This window comes from Verticiella sediminum (assembly GCF_007558815.1).
GTDB classification, from domain to species: domain Bacteria; phylum Pseudomonadota; class Gammaproteobacteria; order Burkholderiales; family Burkholderiaceae_B; genus Verticiella; species Verticiella sediminum.
The window spans coordinates 126,381-149,452 of the sequence record NZ_VLTJ01000022.1 but is presented as its reverse complement, the minus strand read 5'-3'; the positions used below and the strand labels follow the sequence as shown (position 1 = coordinate 149,452).

Below are 23,072 nucleotides of genomic sequence, written 5' to 3'. Positions count from 1 at the left end.
CAACCCTTGCGAGACACTACGTGAACGCCACATCCAACTCTGCCGCACGCTCGATCCAGCCGCCGGGCGTCTACGCCCGCAGCCGCGCCGCCGTCAACGCCATGTACGCGGTGATGCCGCCCGAAGGGGTGCTGGAGAGCCGGCTGCCCAACTTTCGGGCCACCCGCGCGCGCGTGCTGGCCGCGCCCGCCCTCGGCGCGCGATTCGCCCAGATCCTGCTGCAGATCGCCGCCGACGGTGGCATGGAGAAGCCGCGCTGCGACAGCCTGCAGCACTTCCTGTATGTGGTCGAGGGCGCTGCCGAGCTGGTGCTGGACGGCGCCACGCATCGGCTCACGCCGGGGCAGTACGCCTATGTGCCCGTGGCGTGCGCATTCCGCCTGCGCGCGGCCGATGGCGCCGCCACCGAGGTCATGTGGATACAAAAGCCGTATCAGCGCCTGGACGGTGTCGCCGCGCCCGCGCCCTTCGTGGGCGACGCGGCGAACGTGGCGGCCGTGTGCAAGCACACGGAAGGCCGCACCTGGCAGCACCTGCTGCCGGACGAACTGGGCTTCGATTTCGCGGTGAACATCCTGGCGTTCGAGCCCGGGAACTACTTTCCCATGGTCGAGACCCACGTCATGGAGCATGGCCTGTACATGCTGGAAGGGCAGGGCATGTACCTGCTGCAGGACCAGTGGCACGAATGTTGGGCCAAGGATTTCATCTACATGGCGCCGTTCTGCCCGCAGTTCTTCTACGCCACCGGCTGGTCGCGCGCTGCCTACCTGCTCTACAAGGACGTCAATCGCGATGTCGCGTTCTGACGCTTCGGCGGCTTGCGGCGCCGATGTCTGCCCGAGGCCGGGTGCGGGCCGCAACCGGCGGGCCGGGCGCCGCAGGACGCGCCGCGGCGCGCAGCCTGGCTCAGGCGAGCAGGGCCTCGAGCCCGGGGCGCAGGGCGGCACGGCCGCGTCCCGCCGCGCGCAGGACGTGGCGCTGCATGGCCCGCTGTGCGGCCCTGGCGTCGCGCGCGGCGATGGCGGCGTGGATCTGGCGGTGCTCTTTCACGCGGGTGCTGATCAGGGCGACGTCCACGATGGCGGTGGTGCTCATGTCGCGCTCGGAGAAGTGCGGCGCGAGCAGGGCGCTGAGCAGGCGGTTCTGGCCGGCCGAGGCGATGGCCGCGTGAAAGGCGAAGTCGAGGCGGTCGAGCTCGGCCTGGTCATAGGCTTGCAGCGCCGCCTGCATGGCGTCGACGATGCGGCCCAGCTCGTCCAGCGCGGCCGGCGTGATGGTCAGCGCCGCCAGCGCGGCCGCCGCGCCTTCGAGCAGAAAGCGCGCCTCGTACAATTCCTCGGCGGTGTAGTCGACCTGGGCTGGCCAGGCGATCGGCACAGTCGCGCCGGGCTCGGTCACGAACACGCCGCGCCCGGGCTCCACGCTCACGAGGCCGAAGGCCTCCAGCGAGGAGATGGCTTCGCGCAGCGAGGCGCGGCTCACCTGGAACTGCTCGGCCAGCTCGCGCTGCGAATCGAGCCGGTGGCCCGGCGGCCACGCGCCGCTCACGATCTTTTCCTGCAGGGCGGCGAGCACATGCTGCGTCACGGGCGTTCGCGCCGCTACTGGACGAGCCTGGATGCGCGCGCTGGGCGCAGCGGGCTGCGGGCTCGGTTCGGCGGTGCGGCGTGCCGCTCGGGGGGCGCTCATGTCATCTCCGGATCAGTCAGGCGGACTGGTATTACCAGTTGGGCCGATTATGCATGAAGGACGCCAACCGTACCACCGCCTCGAGCGCCCGCTGTCCTTGTCTTCGTCCTATTTCTTCCTTCCCTCCTGCCTTCGCGACCATGATTGAACTGCTGCATCCCGAACCGCTGACCGCGGACGCTTTTCTACCCTTCGGCGAGGTGATCGAGACCGAAGGCCGGCCGTTTCATTACATCAACCAGCAACAGGTGCAACGCTACGACGACCTCGCCGAGGTCGACGTGCTGGCGCAGGACGGCAGGGCCGGCATCAGCCTGGCGCATGCCCAGCCCTATTGTCTGCCATTGCGCGTTCAGGTTCTGGAGCGCCATCCCCTGTCGAGCCAGGCGTTCATCCCGCTCGCGGGTGCGCGCTTCGTGGTGGTCGTCGCGCCCGTGGGCGAGCGCGTGGAGGGGCATGCCCTGCGTGCGTTCGTCACCAACGGGCAGCAGGGCGTGAACTACCGGCGCGGCGTCTGGCACCATGTGCTGCTGGCGGTCGATCAGCCCGCGACCTTCGTCATGATCGACCGCCTGGGGGCCGGGCCCAACTGCGATCGCATCGAGCTGGCGCCGGCCGCGCAGCGCCTGCTTGCCTGGCGCGAGGTGTGAGGCGCCGGTCGTGAGGCGCGAGGTCTGCGGTCCGCGTGCGAGCCACGAGCCACGAGCCATGAGCCATGAGCCATGAGCCGGTCGGCCGGCCCGTTTGTCGATGTCGATTTGCGCAAAACGGCTTGCACCAGCCGCACTTGTCCTGCGTACTTGCATGATGACAAGCTGTGCGATTTGTGCGGAGGATGGATCGTGAGGCGGAGTGACGGCAGGTTCGCGTTCGAAGGTGCGTTTCCGGTGTTGCGCTCGTGCAAGGTGATGGCGGTGGCTGCCATCGCCTTCTTCGCGAGCCTGGTGGCGTTCGGCAACATCACCGACTACGGGACGAACTTCGCCTTCGTCGAGCATGTCCTGCGCATGGACACGATCTTCCCCGATGCGACCATCGGCTATCGCGCCATCGAGTCGCCGGCGCTGCACCATGCCGCCTATGTCTTCATCATCGCGCTCGAGAGCATGGTGGCCCTGCTGTGCTGGCTGGGCGCGTGGCGCATGCTGCTGCGCCTGCGCGCGCCGCTGGCGCAGTTCCAGCGCGCCAAGCATGCCGCCTATGCCGGGCTGATGCTGGGCTTTCTGGTCTGGCAGGTGGGCTTCATGAGCATCGGCGGCGAATGGTTCGGCATGTGGATGTCCCAGCAATGGAACGGCATCGAAAGCGCGTTCCGCTTCTTCATCACCATCCTGGCGGTGCTGATCTTCGTCGCGCTGCCCGACGAGGGCTGACACCGCGTCGGCGGCCGGGCAACGGCCATGGCCGCCGCCGTGCGCTCAGGCCGGCCGCGTCACCCCAGCTCGAAGGTCGTGACGCCGTAGATGCGGGTTGCGTCGACCTCGGGCGCATCGCCCCGGTACATGCGCGCCGTCTCGAACTGCGGCTGCAGGCCGTAGCGTTGGGCCAGTGCCATGGCCTGCGGCTGGTTCTCCGGCACGTCCAGGTAGACGGGAGTGCCGGCCGGCGCCGCCGCGCGCAGCGCGCGAAACAGCGCATCGGCGATCTCGGGCGTGTCGGCAAACAGCGGGCCGATCCTGCTGCCCGTCACGCAGGGGCGCAGCACGCCGTAGCCCTGCAGCTCGCCGTCGTCGCCCTCGTACGCCAGGGCGCAGCCGCCGGGGTAGTGGGTCCAGGCCTTCAGGAAATGCGGGCGATGCGACGGGAAGCCATGGCGGTCATAGGCCAGGACCTGCTCGAACGGCAGGTCGGCCAGTTCCGTCACTGCCGGTTCGGGGCGGGGGTCCGGGGCCGCCATGCCGGCAAAGCGCAGGTTCCGGTGCGCCAGCACGAAGCCGGCCGCGCGGTAGTCGTCTTGCCGGGCCGGCACGCCGTCCAGGCCGATGACGCAGCCCTGGCCGCGTTCGAGCGCCGCCTGCCAGAGCGCCCTGCCCAGGCCTTGCCCGCGAAACGCCGGCTGCACCAGGTACAGGCCGAGGAAGGCATAGCGGTCGTCGTAACGCACCAGCGAGACGCAGCCGGCGGCCACGCCGTCGCGCCGCGCCAGCAGAAAGCCATCCGGGTCGGCCGCATGAAAGGCCGGGCCGTCGGCCAGCCCCGGGTTCCAGCCTTCGTCGCTGGCCCAGGCCAGCGCCAGGGCGAGATCGGCCTTGGCCATGGTGTGGATCGGGTAAGCACCTGCGCTCATCGGTCCCTCCGTGTGAGTTGTGCCGATAGGGCGTCCGCCAGGCGTTCGCCGACGCTGACGAGGTCGGCGCGTACACCGCAGCCCGCCATGTCGACGGTGGCCAACCCAGCGTAGCCGCAGGGGTTGATGCCGTCAAAGGGGGAAAGATCCATGTCGACATTCAGCGACACGCCGTGATAGGTGCAGCCGTTGCTGACCTTGATCCCGAGCGCGGCGATCTTGGCCGCCTGCGCCTGGGGCCGGTCGGGGTGGGGCACGTAGACGCCGGGCGCACCGGGCTCGCGGCGCGCATCCTCGATGCCGAAGGCGGCGAGTGTGTCGATGATCGCGCTCTCGAGGCGGTACACGTACTCGCGCACGAAGTAGCCGCTGCGCCGCAGGTCGAACAGCACGTAGGCCATCACCTGGCCGGGCCCGTGGTAGGTGACCTGGCCGCCGCGGTCGGTCGGCACGACCGGGATCTCGCCGGTGGCGAGCAGGTGCTCGCGCTTGCCGGCCAGGCCCAGCGTATAGACCGGCGCATGCTCGCCGAGCCAGATCTCGTCCGGGGTGTCGGCGCGGCGCGCCGACGTGTGGGCCCGCATCGCCTCCCAGACGGGCTGGTAGGGCGCGGGCCTGGGCGTCAGCCAGCGGCGCTGCATGCTGCCTGCTTACAGCACGTAGGCGACCATCTCGTGCGAGGTCAGGGCGCGATACAGGTTGTCGAGCTGCTCGCGCGAGGTGGCGCGCACGGTGAAGGTCAGGCCGATGTAGTTGCCGCCCGAACTGGGCCGCATCTCCACCGTGGCCGGATCGAAGTCGGGCGCGTGGACCAGCACCACCTCGGTCAGGCGCTGGGCGAACTCCGGATGCTGCCGGCCCATCACCTTGATGGGAAAGTCGCTCGGATACTCGATGAGGGACTGGTCGGCGGGAATCTGGGTCATGGCATCACCTTGCTGTAGGACACGGCCGCGGGCCGGGCGATCGGGTGGCATGCGGGCGCATGCGGATCACCCGTAGATGGGGGTGTATCCCCGCATCGACAAGGCCCGCCGGGCCCGGCGGGCCGACGCGGCGCACGGGGCGCCGCCACGCCGGCCAAGGCAGGACGCCGCGGCGACCTGCCTTATTCGAAGCGCATGCGGATCGCGTCGAACATGCGGCCGAAGAAGCTCGCCTCGGCCACCGGTTCGAGCACCGTGAGCGGCGTCTGGCTGAGCACGCGGCCGTTGAGCACCAGCTTGAGGGTGCCGACCGGCTGGCCCTGCTCCAGCGGGGCGACCAGCGGATCGGTGCGCTCGACCACCGGCTGCAGTTGCGCGGCCTGGCCGCGCGGCACGGTCACGCGGATGGGGTTGGTCGCGCCGAGCTTGGCCTGGTCGGCGGCGCCCTTCCATACTCGCGCCTCGACGGCCGGCTGGTTGGCTGCGTAGAGCTGCACCGAATCGAAGTTCTGGAAGCTCCAGTTCAGGAGCTTGAGGCTCTCCTGCGCGCGCACGGTCTCGCTGGCCGTGCCGACCACGACGGTCACCACGCGACGGTCGCCGCGCAGCGCCGAGGCGATCAGGCAGTAGCCGGCGGCCTCGGTGTGGCCGGTCTTCATGCCGTCGACCGTCGGGTCCAGCCACAGCAGGCGGTTGCGGTTGGGCTGGGTGATGTTGTTGTACGTGTACTCGCGCTGGCGGTAGTACTCGTACTGCGTGGGGTAGTCCTGGGCGATGTGCGAGGCCAGCACGGAAAGGTCGCGCACGGTGGTGTAGTGATCGGCGTCGGGCAGGCCGGTGGAGTTGGTGAAGTGCGTGCCCGTCATGCCCAGGCGCTCGGCTTCCTGGTTCATCAGCGCGGCGAAGGCCGACTCGCTGCCGGCCACGGCCTCGGCCAGCGCGACCGAGGCGTCGTTGCCCGATTGCACGATCATGCCCTGGATCAGTTCGCCCACGGTGACCGGCTTGCGCGGTTCGATGAACATGCGTGAACCGCCCGTGCGCCAGGCATGTTCCGAGACCGGCACCTGCTGCTCGAGCGTCAGGCGCTTCTCGTCCAGGGCCTTGAAGACCAGGTAGGCGGTCATGACCTTGGTGAGCGAGGCGGGTTCCACGCGTATGTCGGGGTCGGTCGCGGCGATCACCTGGCCGGTGGTCGCGTCCACCGAGATCCAGGCACGCGCGGCGATGTTCGGCGCGGGCAGCGAGGACAGCTCGGCCACGGTGGTGACCGGCTGCGGCGCCGGGGCCAGGGTGGTGCTGCTCGTGCCGGTTTGCGGGGCGGTCTGGTCGGCGGCGTGCAGCGCGGGGGCCGTGCCGGCCAGCGCGAACGCCATGGCCAGCGCTCCGGCGCGCAGACGCCAGGCGGCGGGACGCAACGCGGCGCCCTCCGTGGCACGCCGCTCGCAGGGCCGGGCCAGGAGGGAAGACATCGTACGGGAAGGCTTCATGACGACAGTGTGAGGTGCGGGTGTGGGACGGGCGCCCGGGCGATTCGGCTTGCCGGGCGCGGAAAAACCGAAGCGGGCATTATAGGCAGTGCCCCTGCCGCCGCCGCGCCGTGCTTGAAACGACCTGAAACCGGACGGTCGGGCTCGATGCGCGCAAGCCGTCCGGGCCGGTCACCCGGCGTGTGCCGGCAGTACGAGCCGCAGGTAGTTCTCGACCACCCGGCGCAACGGCACCAGCTTGCCGTGGAAGAAATGGCTGGCGTCGGGGATCACCACCACGGGCTGATCCTGCGGACGCGCCCAGTCGAGCACACTGGCGAGCGCGATGGTGTCGTCCTGTTCGCCGTGCACGACCAGCGTGTCGGGCGGCACCCGCGCAACCTCGAAGCGTTCCACCGCGGCGCCGACCAGCATCACGCCGACGCGCGGCGGCAGGCCGGCCTGATCGGCGCGCGCCTCGACCTGGCTCGCGACCGCGCTGCCGAACGAGAAGCCGCCGAGCACGAAGGGCAGGCCTTGCAGCTCGGGAAAGCGTTCGAGCAGTTGGGCGGGCAGGCCGAGCATGTCGTCGGCCTCGCCGCGGCCCTCGTCATAGGTGCCGCCGGAGCGTCCGACCCCGCGAAAGTCGGGACGCACCGCGAGCAGCCCGGCCAGGGTGCAGGCGCGGGCCAGCGTGGTGACCACCTTGTTGCCGCGCGCGCCGCCATACAGCGGGTGCGGATGCAGGAGCAGGGCCCAGCCGCGCGGCGCCTGCGCCGGCCAGTCGAGGGCGCAATCGACGGCGCCGGCATGGCCGTTCAGCGCCAGGGTATCGGGATGCACGCTCATCGGGCGCTGGCTCTCGGGGCTTGAATGGATGGAAGTCGCGCGTTCACAGCATCAGCCGTTCGACGGGTACGCCGCGCACGAGGTGCGACTCGATGATCTCGTCGATGTCGGCGACGTCGACGTAGGTGTACCAGACGGCCTCGGGGTAGACCACGAGCACCGGGCCTTCCTCGCAGCGGTCCAGGCAGCCGGCCTTGTTGATGCGGACCTTGCCCGCGCCCGACAGGCCGAGCTCCTTGACCTTGCGCTTGGCATGCTCCTGGGCGCTCGAGGCGCCGCAGTTGTTGCAGCTCGGCCGGTCCGCACCCGGCTCGCGCTGGTTGGTACAGAAGAAAACATGGTGGCGATAGTGGCTCACGGCATCCTCTCGCTGGGTGAAGCCCCATTGTATTGCGCCCGGCCGCGGTGGCCCGCGAGCCCGCGGGCGGGGCGACGAGCGCCGCCGCCGACTCTGTTAGAATGTCGCTGCGGGCCCCTTCGCATGACGGAGCGGTGAACCTGGTCAGGTCGGGAACGAAGCAGCCATAGTCGTTATCCGGCAGTGCCGAAGCCAGGCCCGCCCTTCTTTCTGCCGTTGTGCGGGCGTGTGTCGACCGTTCGCGCAGCGTCCTCCCCACCCCCCGTGTCCTCGCCGTGCCGGAACGATTTTCGGCGCCGGCATGCGGGTGCGGCCGCCGATGGCGGCCGGCGCGCAGTCCGCGTATCGCCCGCGCCTGACTGACTCTAAAATGCCGCCATGACTTATCTCGTGCTGGCCCGCAAATGGCGGCCGCGATCCTTCGATACCCTGGTCGGCCAGGAGCACGTGGTGCGTGCGCTGACGCAGGCGCTCACCACGCAACGGCTGCACCATGCCTGGCTCTTCACGGGCACGCGCGGCGTGGGCAAGACCACGCTCTCGCGCATACTGGCCAAGGCGCTGAACTGCGAGCAGGGCATCACGCCCACGCCTTGCGGCAAGTGCGCCGCCTGCACCGGCATCGATGCCGATCGCTACGTGGACTACCTGGAGCTCGACGCGGCCTCCAACCGCGGGGTGGAGGAAATGACCCGCCTGCTCGAGCAGGCCGTCTACGCCCCCTCGGCCGGCCGCTTCAAGGTCTACATGATCGATGAAGTGCACATGCTCACCGGGCACGCCTTCAACGCCATGTTGAAGACGCTCGAGGAGCCGCCGCCGCACGTCAAGTTCATCCTGGCGACCACCGATCCCCAGAAGATTCCGGTGACGGTGCTGTCGCGCTGCCTGCAGTTCAACCTCAAGCAGATGCCGCCCGAATCCGTGGCGCGCCACCTCGAGCAGGTGCTCGAGGCCGAGGAAGTCCCGGCCGAGCCGGGCGCGTTGCGCCTGATCGGCCAGGCCGCGCGCGGCTCCATGCGCGACGCGCTCTCGCTCACCGACCAGGCGATCGCCTACAGCGGCGGCAACGTGTCCGAGGATGCCGTGCGCGGCATGCTGGGCGCCATCGACCAGCGCTACCTGGTGCGCCTGCTGGATGCGCTGGTGGCCGGCGATGGGCCCGGCATGGTGGCGGTGGCCGACGAGCTGGCCGCGCGCAGCCTGTCCTACGCGAGTGCGCTAGGCGACCTGGCCAGCCTGCTCGCGCAGATCGCCATGGCCCAGCGCATCCCTGGCATGCCCGCCGACGACGCCCCGCTGGCCGAGGACATCCGTCGCCTGGCCGGCCAGATGTCGCCCGATGCGACCCAGCTCTTCTATTCCATCGCCCTGCACAGCCGCCCGGAGCTGGCGCTCGCGCCGGACGAGTACGCGGGTTTCGTCATGGCCTGCCTGCGCATGCTCGCCTTCGTCGCCGAGGGCGACGCTGCCGGCGCTGGCGATCCGCCCGTTGGCGGCACGCCAGCGCCCGTGCAGGTCGGCGCGGCCGCCACCGCAGCGATGGCAGCCGCCGGCGCCACGGCACCCGCCGCCGGTGCTGCGGCCCCTGCCGCCGGCGCCAGTGCGCCGGCACAGAGCGGCCCGGCGGCCGCGCGCGCGGCGCTCGCCGCCTTGCGCGGCCAGGCCGGCCGCGCATCGGGGCCACGCCAGGCGCCGGCCGCCGCTGCCGCCGGCCCGGCAGCGCCCGCAGCACCCTCGGCGTCCGCAGCGCCCGCGGCACCCACTGCATCCCGTGTTTCCACCGCGTCCGTGCCAGCGCCCCGCGAGGACCTGCCGTTTCCGGCGCGCGCCGCTGCGCCTGCGCCTATCCCGTCTGCGGGATCGGCCGCGCCGGCCGCCGCGCAGCCGGGCCATGCCGCGCCGGTTGCCGGCGGGCAGGCCAAGGCTGCCGCGCATGACGACGCACCCGACTCCGCAACCGCTGCGCGCGACGCCCAGCCTGAATCCGCGGCCGTAACGCGCGGCGCCGAACCCGAATCCGGGGCCGCGGCGCGCGATGCCGAGCCCGGATCCGCAACCGTAGCGCACCACGACCAACCCGAATCTGCGGCGGCCCTCCCGTCCGCGGCGGCCGAGCCGCTGCCCGAGGCTGTCGCCGCCGTTCAGGCGGGGGCGGCAGCCGCGCCCGACGTGTCGGCATCCGAAGCCGGCGCCGCGCCGGAAGCGGAGTCCGCGCCGCCCGCCGCGCCGTCGTCGCCGCGTCAGCCGCCGGGCCGGTCTGCGGCCGGCGCCGCCGCCGCGCCGCTGGCGGCCGCGCCGGCCACCCGGCGCGCCAGCGCGGCTGCGCCGCCGCCGTGGGAGGAGGAGGCTGCGCCCGGCCCGGTCGAGCCGCCGGCCTGGGACGATTACGAATCCGAGAACCCGGCGCCCCCGGACTGGGAGCCCGCGGCCGCCGGCTCCGCGGCCGAGGCCCGTTCTTACGAATCCCCTTACGAGCCCGCCGCGCCCGAGTCTCGGCGCCCGGCTGCCCGTGCGCGCGCCGACGAGCCCATCGTGCTTGCCGAGCCCTGGCACGTGCTGGCCACCCGTCTGCCCCTGAAGGGCCTGTCGGCCGAACTGGCGCGCCAGGCCGAGTGGATGGGCGTCGAGGGCAACGTCATTACCTTCACCGTGCCGGCCCAGCCGATGGCGCAGGGCCCCTCGGTCGAGCGCCTGCGCGCTGCGCTGTCGCGCCACTTCGGCCGGCCGATCCAGGTGCGCATGCAGGTCGGCGCCACCGGCGCCGGCACCGCGCATGCTGTCGCCCAGACCGAACGCGACGCCCGCCAGCGCGAGGCCGAGCAAGCCATTGCCGAGGACCCATTCGTGCGGGCGCTGGTCGAACAGTTCGACGGGCAGATCGTGCCGGGCTCCATCAAACCCTTAAGCAAGACCAACGAGGACAGAGCATCATGATGAAAGGACAGCTTGCCGGCCTGATGCGCCAGGCGCAGCAAATGCAGGAAAACGTCAAGAAGGCCCAGGAAGCGCTCGCCGAGATCGTCGTCGACGGCGTGGCGGGCGGCGGCCTGGTCAAGGTCAGCATGACCTGCCGGCACGATGTCAAGCGCGTCCAGATCGATCCCAGCCTGCTCGGCGAGGACAAGGACATGCTCGAGGATCTCGTCGCCGCCGCCATGAACGATGCGCTGCGCAAGGTCGAGACCACCTCGCAGGAGAAGATGGCTTCGGTGACCTCCGGCCTGCCGCTGCCGCCGGGGATGAAGCTGCCCTTCTGAAACCCGGCATCCGATGGCACTGGACCAAGAACTCGCCGACCCGGCGCCCCTGGCGGCGCTGATCGGCGCGTTGCGCCGCCTGCCCGGTGTGGGCGTCAAGAGCGCGCGCCGCATGGCCTACCACCTGCTCCAGCACGACCAGCCCGGGGCGATCGCGCTCACGCAGGCGCTGGCCCAGGCGCTCACCGAGCTGCGCCATTGCGAACGCTGCAACACGTTCTCGGTGGAGCCCATCTGTGCCCTGTGCGCCGACCCGCGGCGCGATGCCACCCAGCTTTGCATCGTCGAGACCCCGGCCGACCAGAACGTGATCGAGGCCAGCCATGGCTATCGCGGCCTGTACTACATCCTGATGGGCAGGCTGTCGCCGCTGGGCGGAGCGGGCGCCGAGGAGATCGGCCTGGCGCGGGTGCTCGAGCGCGCCGCCGATGGGGTGGTGCGCGAAGTCATCCTGGCCACGAGCTTCACCGCGGAAGGGGACGTCACGGCCCACTACCTGGGCGATGCCCTGCGCGCGCGCGGCCTGACCGTCACCCGTCTGGCGCGTGGCGTACCGGCGGGCAGCGAGCTCGAGTACGTCGATGCCGGCACGGTCGCGTGGGCGCTGGCCGAGCGCCGCAGTTGACGAGCATGCCCGTTCCAGTTCCCGTCGCGGGCGCGGCGCAGGGCCGCGCGGCGTTCCCGCGATGTCCTGCCGCACGTCCCACGGGCAGCACCGGCCGCCTGTGTCGCTGCCTCCTTATCGATCCTTACTGACTGCGAGGAACACCATGTTTACCGGCATCGTTGCCGCCATCGGGCGCATCGTCCGAGTCGAATCCCAGGACGCCGGCGAATACGCCGGCCTGCGCCTGTTCGTCGACAGCGCCGACCTCGGCCTCGCCGACGTCAAGGAAGGCGACTCGATCGCCCTGCAGGGCGCCTGCATGACCGTCACCGGCATGGAGGGCAAGGTCTTCAGCGTGGACATCTCGCACGAGAGTCTGCGCCTGACCGTCGGCCTGGACGCACCCGGCGAAGTGAACCTCGAGAAGGCCCTGCGCATGGGCGACGCCCTCGGCGGCCACATCCTGTCGGGCCACGTCGACGGCATCGCCGAGGTCGTCCGGTTCGCCCCGGTGGGCGAATCCCACGAACTCGTCGTGCGCGTACCCGCCGCCTTCGGCCGCTACCTGGCGTACAAGGGCTCGATCGCCATCAACGGCGTGAGCCTCACCGTGAACCGCGTGGCGGATGGCCCCGAAGGCAGCGATGCCAGCATCAACCTGATTCCGCACACCATCGCCATGACCACCCTGAAGCATCTGCAGCCGGGCAGCAAGGTGAACTTCGAGGTGGACATGATCGCGCGCTACGTGCAGCGCATGCTGCAGGACATGAAGACCGGCTGATAACGCCACCCGGCACCGCGTCGGAGCGCGGCGAGCTCGTCCCGCCGGGGCCGGCCGCGCATCGGCCGGCCGTGGCGCCTGCGCGGCCGACCGGCCAGGCAGGCATCGCAGCGTCCCGGACACCGCCGGCCACGCTGTGCAAACTAAGATAGCGGCCCTGACCCACCCCCACGCCGCAAGGAGACCCTACCATGCAGTACCAGAACCTCGACCAGTTCATGGCCCACGTCGCGGCCCGCAACCCGGGCCAGCCCGAGTTCCATCAGGCCGTCGGCGAAGTCATGCAAAGCCTCTGGGGCTTCATCGACAACAACCCGCGTTATCGCGACGCTGCGCTGCTCGAGACCCTGGTCGAAGCCGATCGCATCGTCCAGTTCCGCGTGGCATGGACCGACGACAGCGGCCGCACGCGCATCAACCGCGCCTGGCGCGTGCAGCACAGTGCGGCCATCGGTCCCTACAAGGGCGGCATGCGCTTTCATCCGTCCGTGAACCTGTCGATCCTGAAGTTCCTCGGCTTCGAGCAGACCTTCAAGAATGCGCTCACCACGCTGCCCATGGGCGGTGGCAAGGGCGGGGCGGATTTCGACCCCAAGGGCAAGTCGGACGGTGAGGTCAAGCGCTTCTGCCAGGCCCTGGTGACCGAGCTGTACCGCCATATCGGGCCGGATACGGACGTTCCCGCGGGCGACATCGGGGTGGGTGGGCGCGAAGTCGGCTACATGGCGGGTGCGTACAAGAAGATCACCAATACGGCCTCCTCGGTGTTCACCGGCAAGGGGCTGTCCTTCGGCGGCAGCCTGATCCGTCCCGAGGCCACCGGCTACGGGCTGGTGTATTTCGTCGAGGAAATGCTGGCGCGGCGCAGCCAGTCGATCGAAGGCATGCGCGTGTCGGTGTCGGGCTCGGGCAACGTCGCGCAGTACGCCATCGAAAAGGCGCTCTCGCTGGGTGCGCGCGTGGTGACCGTGTCGGACTCGCAGGGGACGGCGGTGGACGAGGCCGGCTTCGACCCGGGCAAGCTCGCCCTGCTCATGCAGATGCGCAACGAGGAGCGCAAGACGGTGCGCGAGTATGCCGAGCGCATCGGCGTGGACTATCTGCCCGGCAAGGGGCCGTGGCACGTGCCGGTCGACGTGGCGCTGCCGTGCGCCACGCAGAACGAGCTCGACGAGCAGGACGCGCGCCGCCTGATCGAGAACGGCGTGGTGTGCGTGGCCGAAGGCGCCAACATGCCCTGCACGCTGAGCGCCACCCATGCGTTCGAGGCGGCCGGCGTGCTGTTCGCGCCCGGCAAGGCGAGCAACGCCGGCGGGGTGGCCACCTCGGGCTTCGAGATGTCGCAGAATGCCTTGCGCCTGTCCTGGCCGCGCGACGAGGTCGATGCCCGCCTGCGCCACGTCATGCAGTCGATCCACGCCGCGTGCGTGCAGTACGGCGCGCAGGGCGATGGCGCCGTGAGCTATGTCGACGGCGCCAACGTCGCCGGCTTCGTCAAGGTGGCCGACGCCCTGATCGGGCAGGGCTGGTGCTGAGGCCCTGCCTTACTCGACCTTGATGCCCTCGTCGGTGATCAGCCTCTTGAAGAAGGCGTCGTCGTCGGCGATGCGGCGGGCGAACGCCTCCGGCCCCTGGAACTGCGGGAACTGGCTGAACTTCAGCATCACGTCGGTGATCTCCGGCTGCGCGAGGGCGGCTTCCAGGCCGGTGGCGATCTTGTCGATGACGGGCTCGGGCGTGCCCGCCGGCACGAAGAGCCCGAACCAGCTACGCGTGTCGACGTCGTAGCCCAGTTCCTTGAGGGTGGACACGTCCGGCAGCTCCGGGTTGCGGCGCTGGCTGCTGCTGGCGAGCGCCTTCAACTTGCCCGCCTTGACCTGGGACAGGGCGACCGGATCGAAGATGAGATCGATCTGCCCGCCCAGCAGGTCGTTGAGCGCTTCGATCGAGCCCTTGTAGGGTACGTGCATGAGATCGATGCCGGCGGCGCGGGCCACCATGACGCCGGCCAGGTGGGTGGCGGTGGCCGGACCGGCCGAGCCGAAGGTGAGCTTGCCCGGCTGGGATTTCGCCAGCTCGACCAGTTCGTCCATCGTGTTGGCCGGCAGGTCCTTGCGCGCGGCGACGATGCCGTAGCTGCCCGAGACGTTGGCCACGGGCGCGAACTCCGACGGCTTGTAGGGCACCGTGCGCAGATGCGGCGTGATGGCCATCACCGCGGTCGGCGCGAGCAGCAGCGTGTAGCCGTCTGGCGCGGCGGAGGCGGCGGCGCGCGCCCCGATGGTCGCGCCGGCGCCGCCCTTGTTCTCGACGATGATGTCCGTGCCGAGCTGCTTGCGCAGGTTCTCGGCGACCAGCCGCGCGATCGTGTCGGAGTTGCCGCCGGCCGGGTAGGGCACGATCAGCGTGATCGGCTTGGCCGGCCAGTCCTGCGCGGCCAGGGCCGGCCCATGGGCTGCGCAGGCGAGCCCCAGCGGCAGGGCGAACAGGGTCCGGAGCAGTCGGCGGCGGAGCAGGCGGGGGGAGTGGTTCGGGTACATGTCAGCCTCCGCGCGGCCGCCCGAAGGAGGCTGAAGCCCCCTTGGGGGGCAGCGAACGAAGTGAGCGTGGGGGTCGTTTCATGTCAAACACCTCTTGGAGGGCGGGTGGTTCGGTTGTTGGGGACGAACAATGCCCTGACGCCGTTACGCGGCGCCGGGGGGACAGCAGGAACTGGGGGGTAGCGCTATGTATCCCCGCCAGCGCAGGGATGCAGGTCGGTGGGCGCGCTCAGCGGCCCTGGTAGCGCGGCTTGCGCTTCTCGCGGAAGGCGGCGACGCCTTCCTTGGCGTCCTCGCTTTCGCGCACCCGCCCCAGGTCGCGCTGCGTGCGCGCGGCGAGCACGGAGGGCCCGGCGGTCATGACGCTCTCGTTGACGAAGCGCTTGAGCGTGCGCAGCACCAGCGGCGAGGAGGCCGCCAGCTCGGCGGCCATGGCGAGCGCCGCGCGCACCTGCTCGCCCTTGGGCACGACCTCGTTGACGAAGCCGAGCTGGTAGGCGCGCTGCGCGTCGATCGGGCGGCCGATCAGGATCAGGTCCATCGCGGCATGGTGCGGAATGCGGTTGGCCAGCTCGGCGATCATGCCGCCCGTGAAGCCCAGCCGCGCTTCGGGATAGGAGAACTTGGCGTTGTCCGCGGCGACGATGAGGTCGGCCATCATGGCGAGGACCAGGGCGCCGCCCACGCACCAGCCGGCGGTGGCGCAGATCACGGGCTTCTCGGTGGTGATCCCGACCGTGGGGATGCAGCGCCAGAGTTCGGGCAGGTCGGTCACGTCGGCGCCGCCCGAGAAGGCTTCGTCGCCCGCCCCGGTGATGACGGCTACGCGCTGCGCGTCGTTGGCGTCGAAGGCCGCGAACGCCTGCTGCAGTTCGATCGCCGTGAGCCGGCAGATGGCGTTGCGCCGCTCGGCGCGGTTGATCGTGATGAGCGTGGTGCCGTCGTCGTTGTCGGCGACGGTGATGCGTTCGTAGGCTTGAGTCATGCGGATGTCTCCTCGGTGTTGCCGATGCGGATGCGCGCATCGACCGCGACGCAACGGTCGGCGGCGACGATGAGCGGGTTGATGTCGAACTCGAAATCCTGGCTGCCCAGGTCGGCGGCGAGCCAGCTCGCGCGCACGATGGCGTCGACCACGGCGTCGACGGCGAGCGGCGTGCCCCGATAGCCGGCCAGGATCGGCCAGACCGGCAGGGTCTGCAGCAGCCGCTTGACGGCCTCCGGCGCGGCCGGCGCGCGCAGGATCAGCGGCGTGGGCAGCAGTTCCACCAAAATGCCGCCCGCGCCGACCACGACCACCGGGCCGAACTGCGGGTCGCGGCGCGCGCCGACGATGAGTTCGAGCTTGCCGCGCGCCTGGTTCTGGATCGAGATGCCGTCGATGCGCGCCTGCGGCACGGCCTTGCGCACGTCGTCGTGGATGCGCCGCCAGGCAGCGGCCACCGCCTCGTCGTCCTGGATGTCCAGGCGCACGCCGCCGGCGTCGCTCTTGTGCACCACGTCCGGCGACACGATCTTCATGACGACCGGATAGCCCAGCGAGCGCGCATGCTGCACCGCCTGCTCGACGCTGGCCGCGGTCAGGTCGGCGCCCACCGGCACGCCGTACTGTGCGAGCAGGGCCTTGCTGTCGGACTCGTTGAGCGTGGCGGCGGCCGCCGGCGCCTGCCCCGGTATGTCGCCGGGACGCGCCGGCGCCTGGGCCGCATCGGCGGCCGGCGCACGCGTGGCCCAGGCGGTGAGGGCTTCCACGGCCTCGCCGAGCGTGTCGGTGTACGTTACGCCGCCTTCGACCAGCTTGGCGCGTCCGCCGTCGCCCGCCTTGCCCGGCTCCATCACGACGAAGGCCGGCTTGCCGCCGCGCTCGCCCTGCACGCCATCGGCAATCTGCGCGCACAGCCCGGGCACGTCGGGCGCGGTGGTGATCGGCAGGAGCAGGCCGTCGGTGTTGGCGTCGTCCAGCAACGCGGCCACTGTCGCGCGGGCCAGGTCGGCCTTGGCCTCGGACTTGCGCCCGCCGACGTCGACCGGGTTCTGCGCCTGGCCGGGGCTGTACCAGTCGGCGAAGGCCGCCTCGGTGGTGGCGGTGAAGCGGGCCAGTTCCAGGCCATGCGCGGACACCGCGTCGGCGGCCAGGGCGCCGCCACCGCCCGAGGTGGTGAAGATGCCGATGCGGCGTACCGGCCGCTCGCCCACGCGGGCCAGCTCGGCCGCGAGCAGGATCATGGCGTTGGGATCGTCCAGCAGAGTCACGCCTTCGTCGCGGCAGACCGCCGCCAGGACGTCATGGCTGCCGGCGATGCTCGCCGTATGCGAGAACGCCGCCTTGCTGCCGGCCTCGGTGCGCCCGGCCTTGACGGCCAGCCACGGCTTGCCGGCGGCGCGCGCCTTGCGGGCCGTGCGCACGAAGCGCTCGGCGTCCTTGATGCCTTCGATGTAGGTGCAGATCACGCGTGTGCGCGGATCGGCGATCAGGTAGTCCACGACATCGCACAGCTCGATGTCGGCCTGGTTGCCCACCGACACGCCGTGCGTGAAGCCAATGCCGCGATCCCAGGCGCGGTCGAACAGGGTGGCCATCAGCGCGCCGCTCTGGCTGACCAGGCCGATCGGGCTCAGCGGCAGCGGCTTGCGCTCGAGCACCGGCGACGAGCACAGCACCACCCGGTTGGCCGCGCTGATCAGGCCCAGGCAGTTCGGGCCGATCAGGCGCATGCCCTTGGCGCGGGCGATCTCGACGATCTCGCGTTCGATCGCCGCGCCTTCCGGGCCGGCATCCGAGAACTTGGCAGTGATGATGATGCCGCCCTTGGCGCCGCGCTCCGCGGCCGCCGCGATCTGGTCCTTGACCTTGTCGCGGGGCAGGGCGAGGACCACCATGTCCGGCGCCGCCGGCAGCGCTTGCAGCGAGGCATGGGTCTTGAGGCCGAACAAGGTGTCGCGCCCGGGGTTGATCGGATAGACCGTGCCCTCGTAGCCATGATGCAGCAGCATGCGATAGAGCCGTCCGCCGAACTTGGTCTGGTCCTCGGACGCGCCGATGACGGCGACGGAACGAGGGTTCATCAGGGCTTCGAGGGCGTGCGGCGAGTGGCCGGACTGTGCTGTCACGAGGAGTTCCTCCGTAAGGGTTCCGTGATGGATCAGGACTTCTTGTTCTGCGCTACGTAGGCGCGGATGCGCTCGCGCAGGCCGGGGTCGGCGGCCGAGCGCACCAGGGCCGCCAGGTCGTGGTCGCGCGCGTCCAGGCGCGTGGCCATGCGCAGGCGCGCGGCGGTTGCCGGCGCGACGGCGGAAGACTCGCGCAGCGCGGCGCACCAGCCGTCCTCGTCGCCTTCGGCGAGCACGCTCTCGACGAGGCCGGCGGCGCATGCTTCGGCGGCCGGCGCCTCATGACCGTCGAGCACCCATCGGCGCGCGCGGTCGGCGCCGATGCGTTCGGCCAGGCGCCGCGTGCCCAGCACCAGCCCGAAGCGCGCGCCCGGGAAGCGAAAGCTCGCGCGCGCCGCCGCGGCGCGGCTCTCGCAGGCGGCGACGAGGTCGGCGCCCGCGCCCCAGGTTCGGCCCTGGGCCAGGACGGCGGTGCGCAGCGGCGAATGCCACAGCGCCGCGAGCAGGGTCTCGACGCGCACGAAACGATGCAGCAGGTCGCCGTCGCTCTGCGCGTCCAGCGTGGACAGGTCGAATCCCGTGCAGAAGTGGCGGCCGTTGCCGCGCAGGAGCACGGTGTGGATGCCGGCCGTGGCTTCGGCCTGCGCCAGGGCGGCGAGCAGGGCCTCGACCAGCTCGGCCGAGAGCGCGTTGCCGAGCTGCGGGCGATCCAGCGTGAGCCGGGCCACGCCATCCTCGTGCGCGACGTGCAGGCCGGAGGCGGCCTCGGGAAGCGTCGCGCTTCCTTCGGGCGGCCGGGCGGAAGCGCTCATGCCTTGCCTCCGGCCAGCGTGGCGCGCACCTGGGCGGAGCGATCCCACAGGTTGGGCGAGACCGGCGCGGAATAGCCGGATACGAAGGGCTTGATCACGCCGGCGGCGGGGTCGTAGACGTGGCGGGCGATGGCGCCGATGTTGCCGCCGTAGACGTGGATGCTGATCGAGACCCGGTCGGCGTAGGCGTTCTCGACCACGTGCCAGTCGCCGGTGGCCGGCGACACGAGTTCGATGTCGCCGGGTTCGAGCAGGGCCGCCTCGCCGTCGGGATGCACGCTGCCGTCGGCGGCCGCCGTGTAGCGCTGGCCGCGCTCGGCGCCGCGCAGCATGCCGATCAGGCCCCAGGTGCAATGGTCGTGGATGGGGGTGCGCTGGCCCGGGCCCCAGACGAAGCTGACCACGCTGAAGCGTTCCAGCGGATCGCCGTGCAGCAGGTATTGCTGATAGAACTGCGGATGGGGCTGGGCGAAGGCCTCGGGCAGCCAGTCGTCGCGCGCGACGAGCTGGGCGAGCAGGGCGCGGGCCTGTTCCAGCCCCGCGGGCGTGCCCAGGGTGTCGGCGATGCGCGTCATGTGCGCGACGTAGTCGCGCAGCGGCGCCAGGGTGTCGTCAGGCGTGGTCATGGAGTCGTTCTCGGAGAAAAGGGCGCGCGGCCGTCGGTGGCTGGTGCGACGCGGCTCATGCCGCATCCGCCCGGAACTCGGCCGGGGTGTGCTCGCCCAGGCGCGCGTAGTCGCTCTTCACCGGCACCGGCGCGCCGTCCAGCCACACCGGGCAGCCGACCGTACGGGTGACCACGCCATTGGGCAGGGTGATGGGCTGGACCAGGCCCAGGTGCTCGGCCTGCGGATCGGCCAGCGCCTCGGCATAGCCGTTGATGGGTGCGTTGGGTACGCCCGCCGCATTGAAGCGCTCCAGCCATTGCGCCACCGTGAACTCGCGAAAGCGCGGCTGCAGGAGGTCGCGCAGCGCGACCTGGTGCGTCGCGCGCAGCGTGGGCGTGGTGAAGCGCTCGTCCTCGAGCAGGTGGCGGGTGTCGGCGGCATCGCAGACGGCCTGCCACAGCCGGTTGTTGCCCGCGGCGATGACGAACCAGCCGTCGCTCGCTTCGTAGGCCTGGTAAGGCGCGTTGCGCGGATGGGCCGAGCCGAGCTTGCGCGGATTGCGGCCGGTGCCGAAGTATTCGCTGGTCTGCAGCGCACCCACGGCCAGGGTGGTGGCGAACATCGGCACGTCGATGCGTCCGCCGGCGCCGCCCGCGCGCACGCGGGCGAGCAGGGCGGCGATCGAGAACGCCGCGTACAGCCCCGCGGTGAAGTCGGAGATGGGCACGCCGCACTTGACGGGCGCGCCCTCGGGTTCGCCGGTCACGCTCATCACGCCCGCCGCGGCCTGGACGGTGACGTCGAAGCCGCCCTCGCGCGAGCGTGGCCCGCTCTGGCCGAAGGCGGAGATCGAGCAGTAGACGAGGCCGGGCTTGTGCTCGGCGAAGTGCTCCCACGACAGCCCGAGCCGCTCCATCACGCCGGGCCGGCTGTTCTCGACCAGCACGTCGGCCTCGAGGATGAGCTGGCGCGCATAGGCGAGCTGGGCAGGGTCTTTCAGGTTCAGCGCCACCGACCGCTTGCCCCGGTTCAGCGAGGCGTAGTTCTCGCTGTAGCGATCGTCATCCGCGCCGGACAGCGGCGGCCACTGGCGCAGCGCATCGCCTTCGGGCGGTTCGATCTTGACGACGTCGGCGCCGTAGTCCGCGAGCAGCATGCCGGCGAACGGGCCGGCGGCGACCTGGCAGATTTCGACGACTTTGACGCCGGCGAGGGGAAGCGGGTTTTGGGTCATGGGACTCCCGATGGGTGAAGGGTTATTGCGTGGCGATGCCGACCGCCGGGATCAGCTCCCCATAGAAGCGGTAGGCCTTGGCGAGGTTCTCGCGATAGGGCGCGGGGTCGATGTATTCGGCGACGACGCTGGCGCGCAGCAGCCGGTCGATGGTGTCGGGGTCCGCCAGGATGGTCTTGGCGGCGGCGCCGACCTTGGCGACGATGGCCGGGTCGGTGCCGGCGGGAAGCACCAGGCCCCAACCGCCCTGCGGCAGATCTTCTTTTATACCCGCCTCGGGAAGGCTGGGCACGTCCGGCAGCATGGGGTGGCGCCGCTCGGCGAAGGTGGCCAGCGCCACGCCCCGGCCGTCCTGGGCCATGTTCAGGCCCACGCCGTCGATGAAGAAGTCGATCTGCCCGCCCTGCAGGGCGGAAATGAGTTCGGCCGAACCCTTGTAGGGCACGTGCAGCACGTCGATGCCGCTCGCGCGCTTGATGATCTCGCTGGCGATGTGGCCGGCCGAGGCGATGCCCGCCGAGCCGATCTTCAGCTCGCCGGGACGCTGGCGGGCCAGCTCGACGAGTTCCTGCAGCGAGCGCACGCCCAATTGGGGAGACGCGGTGACGATCGGCAGATAGTCGGCGATGCCGGCGGCGAAGGTGAAGTCGCGCTCGGGATCGTAGGGCAGCTTGCGCAGGTGCGGCAGCACGGTGAAGGCGGTGGCCGCGCCCAGCAGCAGGGTGTAGCCATCCGGCTGGGCGCGCGCCAGCGCCTCCGTGCCTACCGAGGTGGTGCCGCCTGGCCGGTTCTCCACGATCACCGGGACGCCCAGCTTGATGCGCAGTTGCTCGGCCATGATGCGCCCGAGGTTGTCGCTGTTGCCTCCCGGCGGGAAGGGCACGATGAAAGTGATCGGGCGCTCGGGCCAGTTGGCCGGGGACGGCTGCGCGGCCTGGAGCGCCGCCGGCATCGCGCAGACCAGGGCGCCGCCCAGGAGCAACGAAGCGGCGACGCGCCGGGTGCAGCCGCGTGCGGCATTGCGTAGCAAGGTGAGCGAAAACGGCATGGTCTGGACTCCTCCTGTGGGGGCTCGATTATGTTCTAATTATTAGTACGGCGTTCATAATATTTGGATATATGGTAATGCGTGCTTCCGGTATCATCAAGTCCTCCGCAACCGCCTCCGGCCTACCCGTGACCCTGGTCTCCTCCGCTTCAGCCGCCGTCGATCCCGTACCCGATGCTCCCGGCGTCGGCTCGCTGCCCAAGGGCCTGGCCATCCTCGAGGCGCTCGCGCGCGCCGACGCTCCCATGGGCGTCACCGAACTCGCGCGCGAGCTGGGCATGGGCAAGAGCGGTGTGCACCGCCTGCTGCGCATGCTGTGCGATCTGGGCTGGGTGCGCGAGGCGCAGGGCCGCTACGCCTGCAGCCTGCGCATCTGGGAGGTCGGCATGCGGGTCGCCGATCGCCTGGATCTGCGCCAGGTCGCCGCGCCCTTCCTGCGCGAGCTGGCCGATGCCACGTCGGAGACGGTGCATCTTTCCATCCTCGACGGCATCGACGTGCTCTACGTCGACAAGATCGACAGCCCTCAGCCGGTGCGTGCGTACTCGCGCGTCGGCGGGCGCGCGCCGGCGGGTTGCGTCGCCACCGGCAAGGTATTGCTGGCGTATGCCGAGGCGGCCCGGGTGGCCGAGGCCAGCGCCGCCATGGCGCCGTACACGCCGCGCACCATCGTCGATCCGCAGGAACTCGAAGCCGAACTGCGTCGCGTCCGGCAGCAGGGTTACGCGGTGAACCGGGGCGAGTGGCGCGCCAGCGTGTGCGGCCTGGCGGCGCCGGTGTTCGATGCGCGCGGCGAGGTGGTCGCGGCGCTCGGCATCTCGGGCCCGGCGGACCGCCTCACCCAGAAGGCCATGCGCGCCTTCGAGCCCGCCGTCACGCAGGCGGCGCATGCGCTGTCCCTGGCGCTGGGGCACGTGCGCGCGCAGGCGCCGGCCTGAGCCCGCCGGCGCGTTCTCCCTCTACCCAGGAGCCCTCTTGTTCCACGTCGTCCTGGTCTCGCCCGAGATCCCGCCCAACACGGGCAATGCCATCCGCCTTGCCGCGAACACCGGCGTTGCCCTGCATCTGGTGCGCCCGCTCGGCTTCGTGCTGGAGGACGCCAGACTGCGCCGCGCCGGGCTGGACTATCACGAATGGGCCAGCGTGCAGGTGCACGACGACCTGGCGGCGGCCCTGGCCTGCATCGGTACGCCGCGCGAGCGCGTCTATGCCCTGACCACGCGCGCCGAGCGGCACCTGGGCGAGGTGGGCTTTGAACCGGCCGACGTGTTCGTGTTCGGCAGCGAGACGGCCGGCCTTGCCGAGGACGTGCTCGCCGGCTTCGCGCCGGCGCAACGCCTGCGCTTGCCCATGCGGCCGGGGCAGCGCAGCCTGAACCTGTCCAATGCGGTGGCCGTGACGGTGTTCGAGGCCTGGCGCCAGCAGGGCTACGCCGGGGGCGTCTAAAGGCTATCGGCGGGAGCGCGCCTTCTGGAGAGCGCAGGGCA

The 23,072-nt window shown here is 70.9% G+C and carries 24 protein-coding genes and 1 other RNA gene; 11 read left to right on the top strand and 14 right to left on the bottom strand.

The window, feature by feature from the left end; genetic code table 11:
- Positions 1–20: 20 nt before the first annotated feature.
- Complete coding sequence (gene allE / locus FOZ76_RS11435; RefSeq protein WP_246129441.1) at positions 21–809, top strand: (S)-ureidoglycine aminohydrolase; 789 nt, start codon at positions 21–23, stop codon at positions 807–809.
- Between the two features lie 100 nt (positions 810–909).
- On the opposite strand, the gene FOZ76_RS11430 is transcribed toward allE, so the two are convergent.
- On the bottom strand, positions 910–1,692 hold the full coding sequence (locus FOZ76_RS11430; protein ID WP_143948382.1) for a FadR/GntR family transcriptional regulator: 783 nt from the start codon (positions 1,690–1,692) through the stop codon (positions 910–912).
- A 140-nt stretch (positions 1,693–1,832) separates the two neighbouring features.
- On the opposite strand from FOZ76_RS11430, the gene FOZ76_RS11425 reads away from it, so the two are divergent.
- Together FOZ76_RS11425 and FOZ76_RS11420 are read left to right on the top strand one after the other, a co-directional pair.
- Entirely contained in the window at positions 1,833–2,342 is a 510-nt protein-coding gene (locus FOZ76_RS11425; protein ID WP_143948381.1) for an ureidoglycolate lyase, read from the top strand.
- 192 nt (positions 2,343–2,534) lie between these two features.
- Positions 2,535–3,065, top strand: coding sequence for a DUF2165 family protein (locus FOZ76_RS11420; protein WP_425473268.1), 531 nt, complete (start codon positions 2,535–2,537; stop codon positions 3,063–3,065).
- Positions 3,066–3,124: 59 nt separating this feature from the next.
- On the opposite strand, the gene FOZ76_RS11415 is transcribed toward FOZ76_RS11420, so the two are convergent.
- From FOZ76_RS11415 to FOZ76_RS11390, 6 genes are all read right to left on the bottom strand, one after another.
- Entirely contained in the window at positions 3,125–3,979 is an 855-nt protein-coding gene (locus FOZ76_RS11415) for a GNAT family N-acetyltransferase (RefSeq protein ID WP_143948380.1), read from the bottom strand.
- Complete coding sequence (gene lipB / locus FOZ76_RS11410) at positions 3,976–4,620, bottom strand: lipoyl(octanoyl) transferase LipB (RefSeq protein ID WP_143948379.1); 645 nt, start codon at positions 4,618–4,620, stop codon at positions 3,976–3,978. Before lipB ends, FOZ76_RS11415 begins: the two co-directional genes overlap by 4 nt.
- Positions 4,621–4,629: 9 nt before the next feature.
- The gene (locus FOZ76_RS11405; protein WP_143948378.1) at positions 4,630–4,905 is read right to left on the bottom strand and encodes a DUF493 family protein; all 276 of its coding nucleotides are present in this window, start codon (positions 4,903–4,905) and stop codon (positions 4,630–4,632) included.
- 182 nt (positions 4,906–5,087) lie between these two features.
- Complete coding sequence (locus FOZ76_RS11400; RefSeq protein ID WP_246129440.1) at positions 5,088–6,377, bottom strand: D-alanyl-D-alanine carboxypeptidase family protein; 1,290 nt, start codon at positions 6,375–6,377, stop codon at positions 5,088–5,090.
- Between the two features lie 189 nt (positions 6,378–6,566).
- Positions 6,567–7,223 (bottom strand): alpha/beta hydrolase, encoded by a 657-nt coding sequence (locus tag FOZ76_RS11395; RefSeq protein ID WP_143948376.1) that lies wholly within the window; start codon positions 7,221–7,223, stop codon positions 6,567–6,569.
- 43 nt (positions 7,224–7,266) lie between these two features.
- Positions 7,267–7,581, bottom strand: a complete 315-nt coding sequence (locus tag FOZ76_RS11390; RefSeq protein WP_143948375.1) for a (2Fe-2S) ferredoxin domain-containing protein — start codon at positions 7,579–7,581, stop codon at positions 7,267–7,269.
- Between the two features lie 108 nt (positions 7,582–7,689).
- Between FOZ76_RS11390 and ffs the strand changes: the two genes are divergently transcribed.
- The 6 genes from ffs to gdhA all read left to right on the top strand — a co-directional run bounded on the left by ffs (position 7,690) and on the right by gdhA (position 13,767).
- An RNA gene (gene ffs / locus FOZ76_RS11385) (signal recognition particle sRNA small type) lies at positions 7,690–7,787 on the top strand.
- Between the two features lie 172 nt (positions 7,788–7,959).
- Positions 7,960–10,518: a DNA polymerase III subunit gamma/tau gene (gene dnaX / locus FOZ76_RS11380; protein ID WP_143948374.1), complete on the top strand. Its 2,559-nt coding sequence runs from the start codon at positions 7,960–7,962 to the stop codon at positions 10,516–10,518.
- Positions 10,515–10,841, top strand: a complete 327-nt coding sequence (locus FOZ76_RS11375) for a YbaB/EbfC family nucleoid-associated protein (protein ID WP_143948373.1) — start codon at positions 10,515–10,517, stop codon at positions 10,839–10,841. Before dnaX ends, FOZ76_RS11375 begins: the two co-directional genes overlap by 4 nt.
- Positions 10,842–10,854: 13 nt before the next feature.
- Positions 10,855–11,466 (top strand): recombination mediator RecR, encoded by a 612-nt coding sequence (gene recR / locus FOZ76_RS11370; protein WP_425473267.1) that lies wholly within the window; start codon positions 10,855–10,857, stop codon positions 11,464–11,466.
- Positions 11,467–11,611: 145 nt separating this feature from the next.
- On the top strand, positions 11,612–12,232 hold the full coding sequence (locus tag FOZ76_RS11365) for a riboflavin synthase (RefSeq protein WP_143948372.1): 621 nt from the start codon (positions 11,612–11,614) through the stop codon (positions 12,230–12,232).
- A 191-nt stretch (positions 12,233–12,423) separates the two neighbouring features.
- The gene (gdhA, locus tag FOZ76_RS11360) at positions 12,424–13,767 is read left to right on the top strand and encodes an NADP-specific glutamate dehydrogenase (protein ID WP_143948371.1); all 1,344 of its coding nucleotides are present in this window, start codon (positions 12,424–12,426) and stop codon (positions 13,765–13,767) included.
- A gap of 9 nt (positions 13,768–13,776) precedes the next feature.
- On the opposite strand, the gene FOZ76_RS11355 is transcribed toward gdhA, so the two are convergent.
- The 7 genes from FOZ76_RS11355 to FOZ76_RS11325 all read right to left on the bottom strand — a co-directional run bounded on the left by FOZ76_RS11355 (position 13,777) and on the right by FOZ76_RS11325 (position 21,585).
- The gene (locus FOZ76_RS11355; protein ID WP_143948370.1) at positions 13,777–14,772 is read right to left on the bottom strand and encodes a Bug family tripartite tricarboxylate transporter substrate binding protein; all 996 of its coding nucleotides are present in this window, start codon (positions 14,770–14,772) and stop codon (positions 13,777–13,779) included.
- 229 nt (positions 14,773–15,001) lie between these two features.
- Positions 15,002–15,757: an enoyl-CoA hydratase/isomerase family protein gene (locus FOZ76_RS11350; protein ID WP_143948369.1), complete on the bottom strand. Its 756-nt coding sequence runs from the start codon at positions 15,755–15,757 to the stop codon at positions 15,002–15,004.
- A complete protein-coding gene (locus FOZ76_RS11345; protein WP_246129439.1) occupies positions 15,754–17,883 on the bottom strand; it encodes an acetate--CoA ligase family protein in 2,130 nt (709 codons plus the stop codon). Before FOZ76_RS11345 ends, FOZ76_RS11350 begins: the two co-directional genes overlap by 4 nt.
- 32 nt (positions 17,884–17,915) lie before the next feature.
- Complete coding sequence (locus tag FOZ76_RS11340; protein ID WP_143948368.1) at positions 17,916–18,695, bottom strand: enoyl-CoA hydratase/isomerase family protein; 780 nt, start codon at positions 18,693–18,695, stop codon at positions 17,916–17,918.
- The gene (locus FOZ76_RS11335; RefSeq protein WP_143948367.1) at positions 18,692–19,321 is read right to left on the bottom strand and encodes a cysteine dioxygenase family protein; all 630 of its coding nucleotides are present in this window, start codon (positions 19,319–19,321) and stop codon (positions 18,692–18,694) included. Before FOZ76_RS11335 ends, FOZ76_RS11340 begins: the two co-directional genes overlap by 4 nt.
- 55 nt (positions 19,322–19,376) lie before the next feature.
- Positions 19,377–20,537 (bottom strand): CaiB/BaiF CoA transferase family protein, encoded by a 1,161-nt coding sequence (locus tag FOZ76_RS11330; RefSeq protein WP_143948366.1) that lies wholly within the window; start codon positions 20,535–20,537, stop codon positions 19,377–19,379.
- A 22-nt stretch (positions 20,538–20,559) separates the two neighbouring features.
- On the bottom strand, positions 20,560–21,585 hold the full coding sequence (locus FOZ76_RS11325; RefSeq protein ID WP_143948365.1) for a Bug family tripartite tricarboxylate transporter substrate binding protein: 1,026 nt from the start codon (positions 21,583–21,585) through the stop codon (positions 20,560–20,562).
- Between the two features lie 77 nt (positions 21,586–21,662).
- On the opposite strand from FOZ76_RS11325, the gene FOZ76_RS11320 reads away from it, so the two are divergent.
- Positions 21,663–22,523 carry an IclR family transcriptional regulator gene (locus FOZ76_RS11320; RefSeq protein WP_170235399.1) on the top strand — a complete coding sequence of 287 codons (861 nt, stop codon included), beginning with the start codon at positions 21,663–21,665 and terminating at the stop codon, positions 22,521–22,523.
- A 37-nt stretch (positions 22,524–22,560) separates the two neighbouring features.
- A complete protein-coding gene (locus tag FOZ76_RS11315) occupies positions 22,561–23,031 on the top strand; it encodes a tRNA (cytidine(34)-2'-O)-methyltransferase (RefSeq protein WP_143948363.1) in 471 nt (156 codons plus the stop codon).
- Positions 23,032–23,072 lie beyond the last annotated feature (41 nt).

Bases quoted from the DNA above. Each gene is read 5' to 3' on its own strand.
- FOZ76_RS11430 (WP_143948382.1), bottom strand. From the start codon at position 1,692: ATGAGCGCCCCCCGAGCGGCACGCCGCACCGCCGAACCGAGCCCGCAG.
- FOZ76_RS11425 (WP_143948381.1), top strand. From the start codon at position 1,833: ATGATTGAACTGCTGCATCCCGAACCGCTGACCGCGGACGCTTTTCTA.
- FOZ76_RS11415 (WP_143948380.1), bottom strand. From the start codon at position 3,979: ATGAGCGCAGGTGCTTACCCGATCCACACCATGGCCAAGGCCGATCTC.
- lipB (WP_143948379.1), bottom strand. From the start codon at position 4,620: ATGCAGCGCCGCTGGCTGACGCCCAGGCCCGCGCCCTACCAGCCCGTC.
- FOZ76_RS11405 (WP_143948378.1), bottom strand. From the start codon at position 4,905: ATGACCCAGATTCCCGCCGACCAGTCCCTCATCGAGTATCCGAGCGAC.
- FOZ76_RS11400 (WP_246129440.1), bottom strand. From the start codon at position 6,377: ATGTCTTCCCTCCTGGCCCGGCCCTGCGAGCGGCGTGCCACGGAGGGC.
- FOZ76_RS11395 (WP_143948376.1), bottom strand. From the start codon at position 7,223: ATGAGCGTGCATCCCGATACCCTGGCGCTGAACGGCCATGCCGGCGCC.
- dnaX (WP_143948374.1), top strand. From the start codon at position 7,960: ATGACTTATCTCGTGCTGGCCCGCAAATGGCGGCCGCGATCCTTCGAT.
- FOZ76_RS11375 (WP_143948373.1), top strand. From the start codon at position 10,515: ATGATGAAAGGACAGCTTGCCGGCCTGATGCGCCAGGCGCAGCAAATG.
- recR (WP_425473267.1), top strand. From the start codon at position 10,855: ATGGCACTGGACCAAGAACTCGCCGACCCGGCGCCCCTGGCGGCGCTG.
- FOZ76_RS11365 (WP_143948372.1), top strand. From the start codon at position 11,612: ATGTTTACCGGCATCGTTGCCGCCATCGGGCGCATCGTCCGAGTCGAA.
- gdhA (WP_143948371.1), top strand. From the start codon at position 12,424: ATGCAGTACCAGAACCTCGACCAGTTCATGGCCCACGTCGCGGCCCGC.
- FOZ76_RS11355 (WP_143948370.1), bottom strand. From the start codon at position 14,772: ATGTACCCGAACCACTCCCCCCGCCTGCTCCGCCGCCGACTGCTCCGG.
- FOZ76_RS11350 (WP_143948369.1), bottom strand. From the start codon at position 15,757: ATGACTCAAGCCTACGAACGCATCACCGTCGCCGACAACGACGACGGC.
- FOZ76_RS11340 (WP_143948368.1), bottom strand. From the start codon at position 18,695: ATGAGCGCTTCCGCCCGGCCGCCCGAAGGAAGCGCGACGCTTCCCGAG.
- FOZ76_RS11335 (WP_143948367.1), bottom strand. From the start codon at position 19,321: ATGACCACGCCTGACGACACCCTGGCGCCGCTGCGCGACTACGTCGCG.
- FOZ76_RS11330 (WP_143948366.1), bottom strand. From the start codon at position 20,537: ATGACCCAAAACCCGCTTCCCCTCGCCGGCGTCAAAGTCGTCGAAATC.
- FOZ76_RS11325 (WP_143948365.1), bottom strand. From the start codon at position 21,585: ATGCCGTTTTCGCTCACCTTGCTACGCAATGCCGCACGCGGCTGCACC.
- FOZ76_RS11320 (WP_170235399.1), top strand. From the start codon at position 21,663: ATGCGTGCTTCCGGTATCATCAAGTCCTCCGCAACCGCCTCCGGCCTA.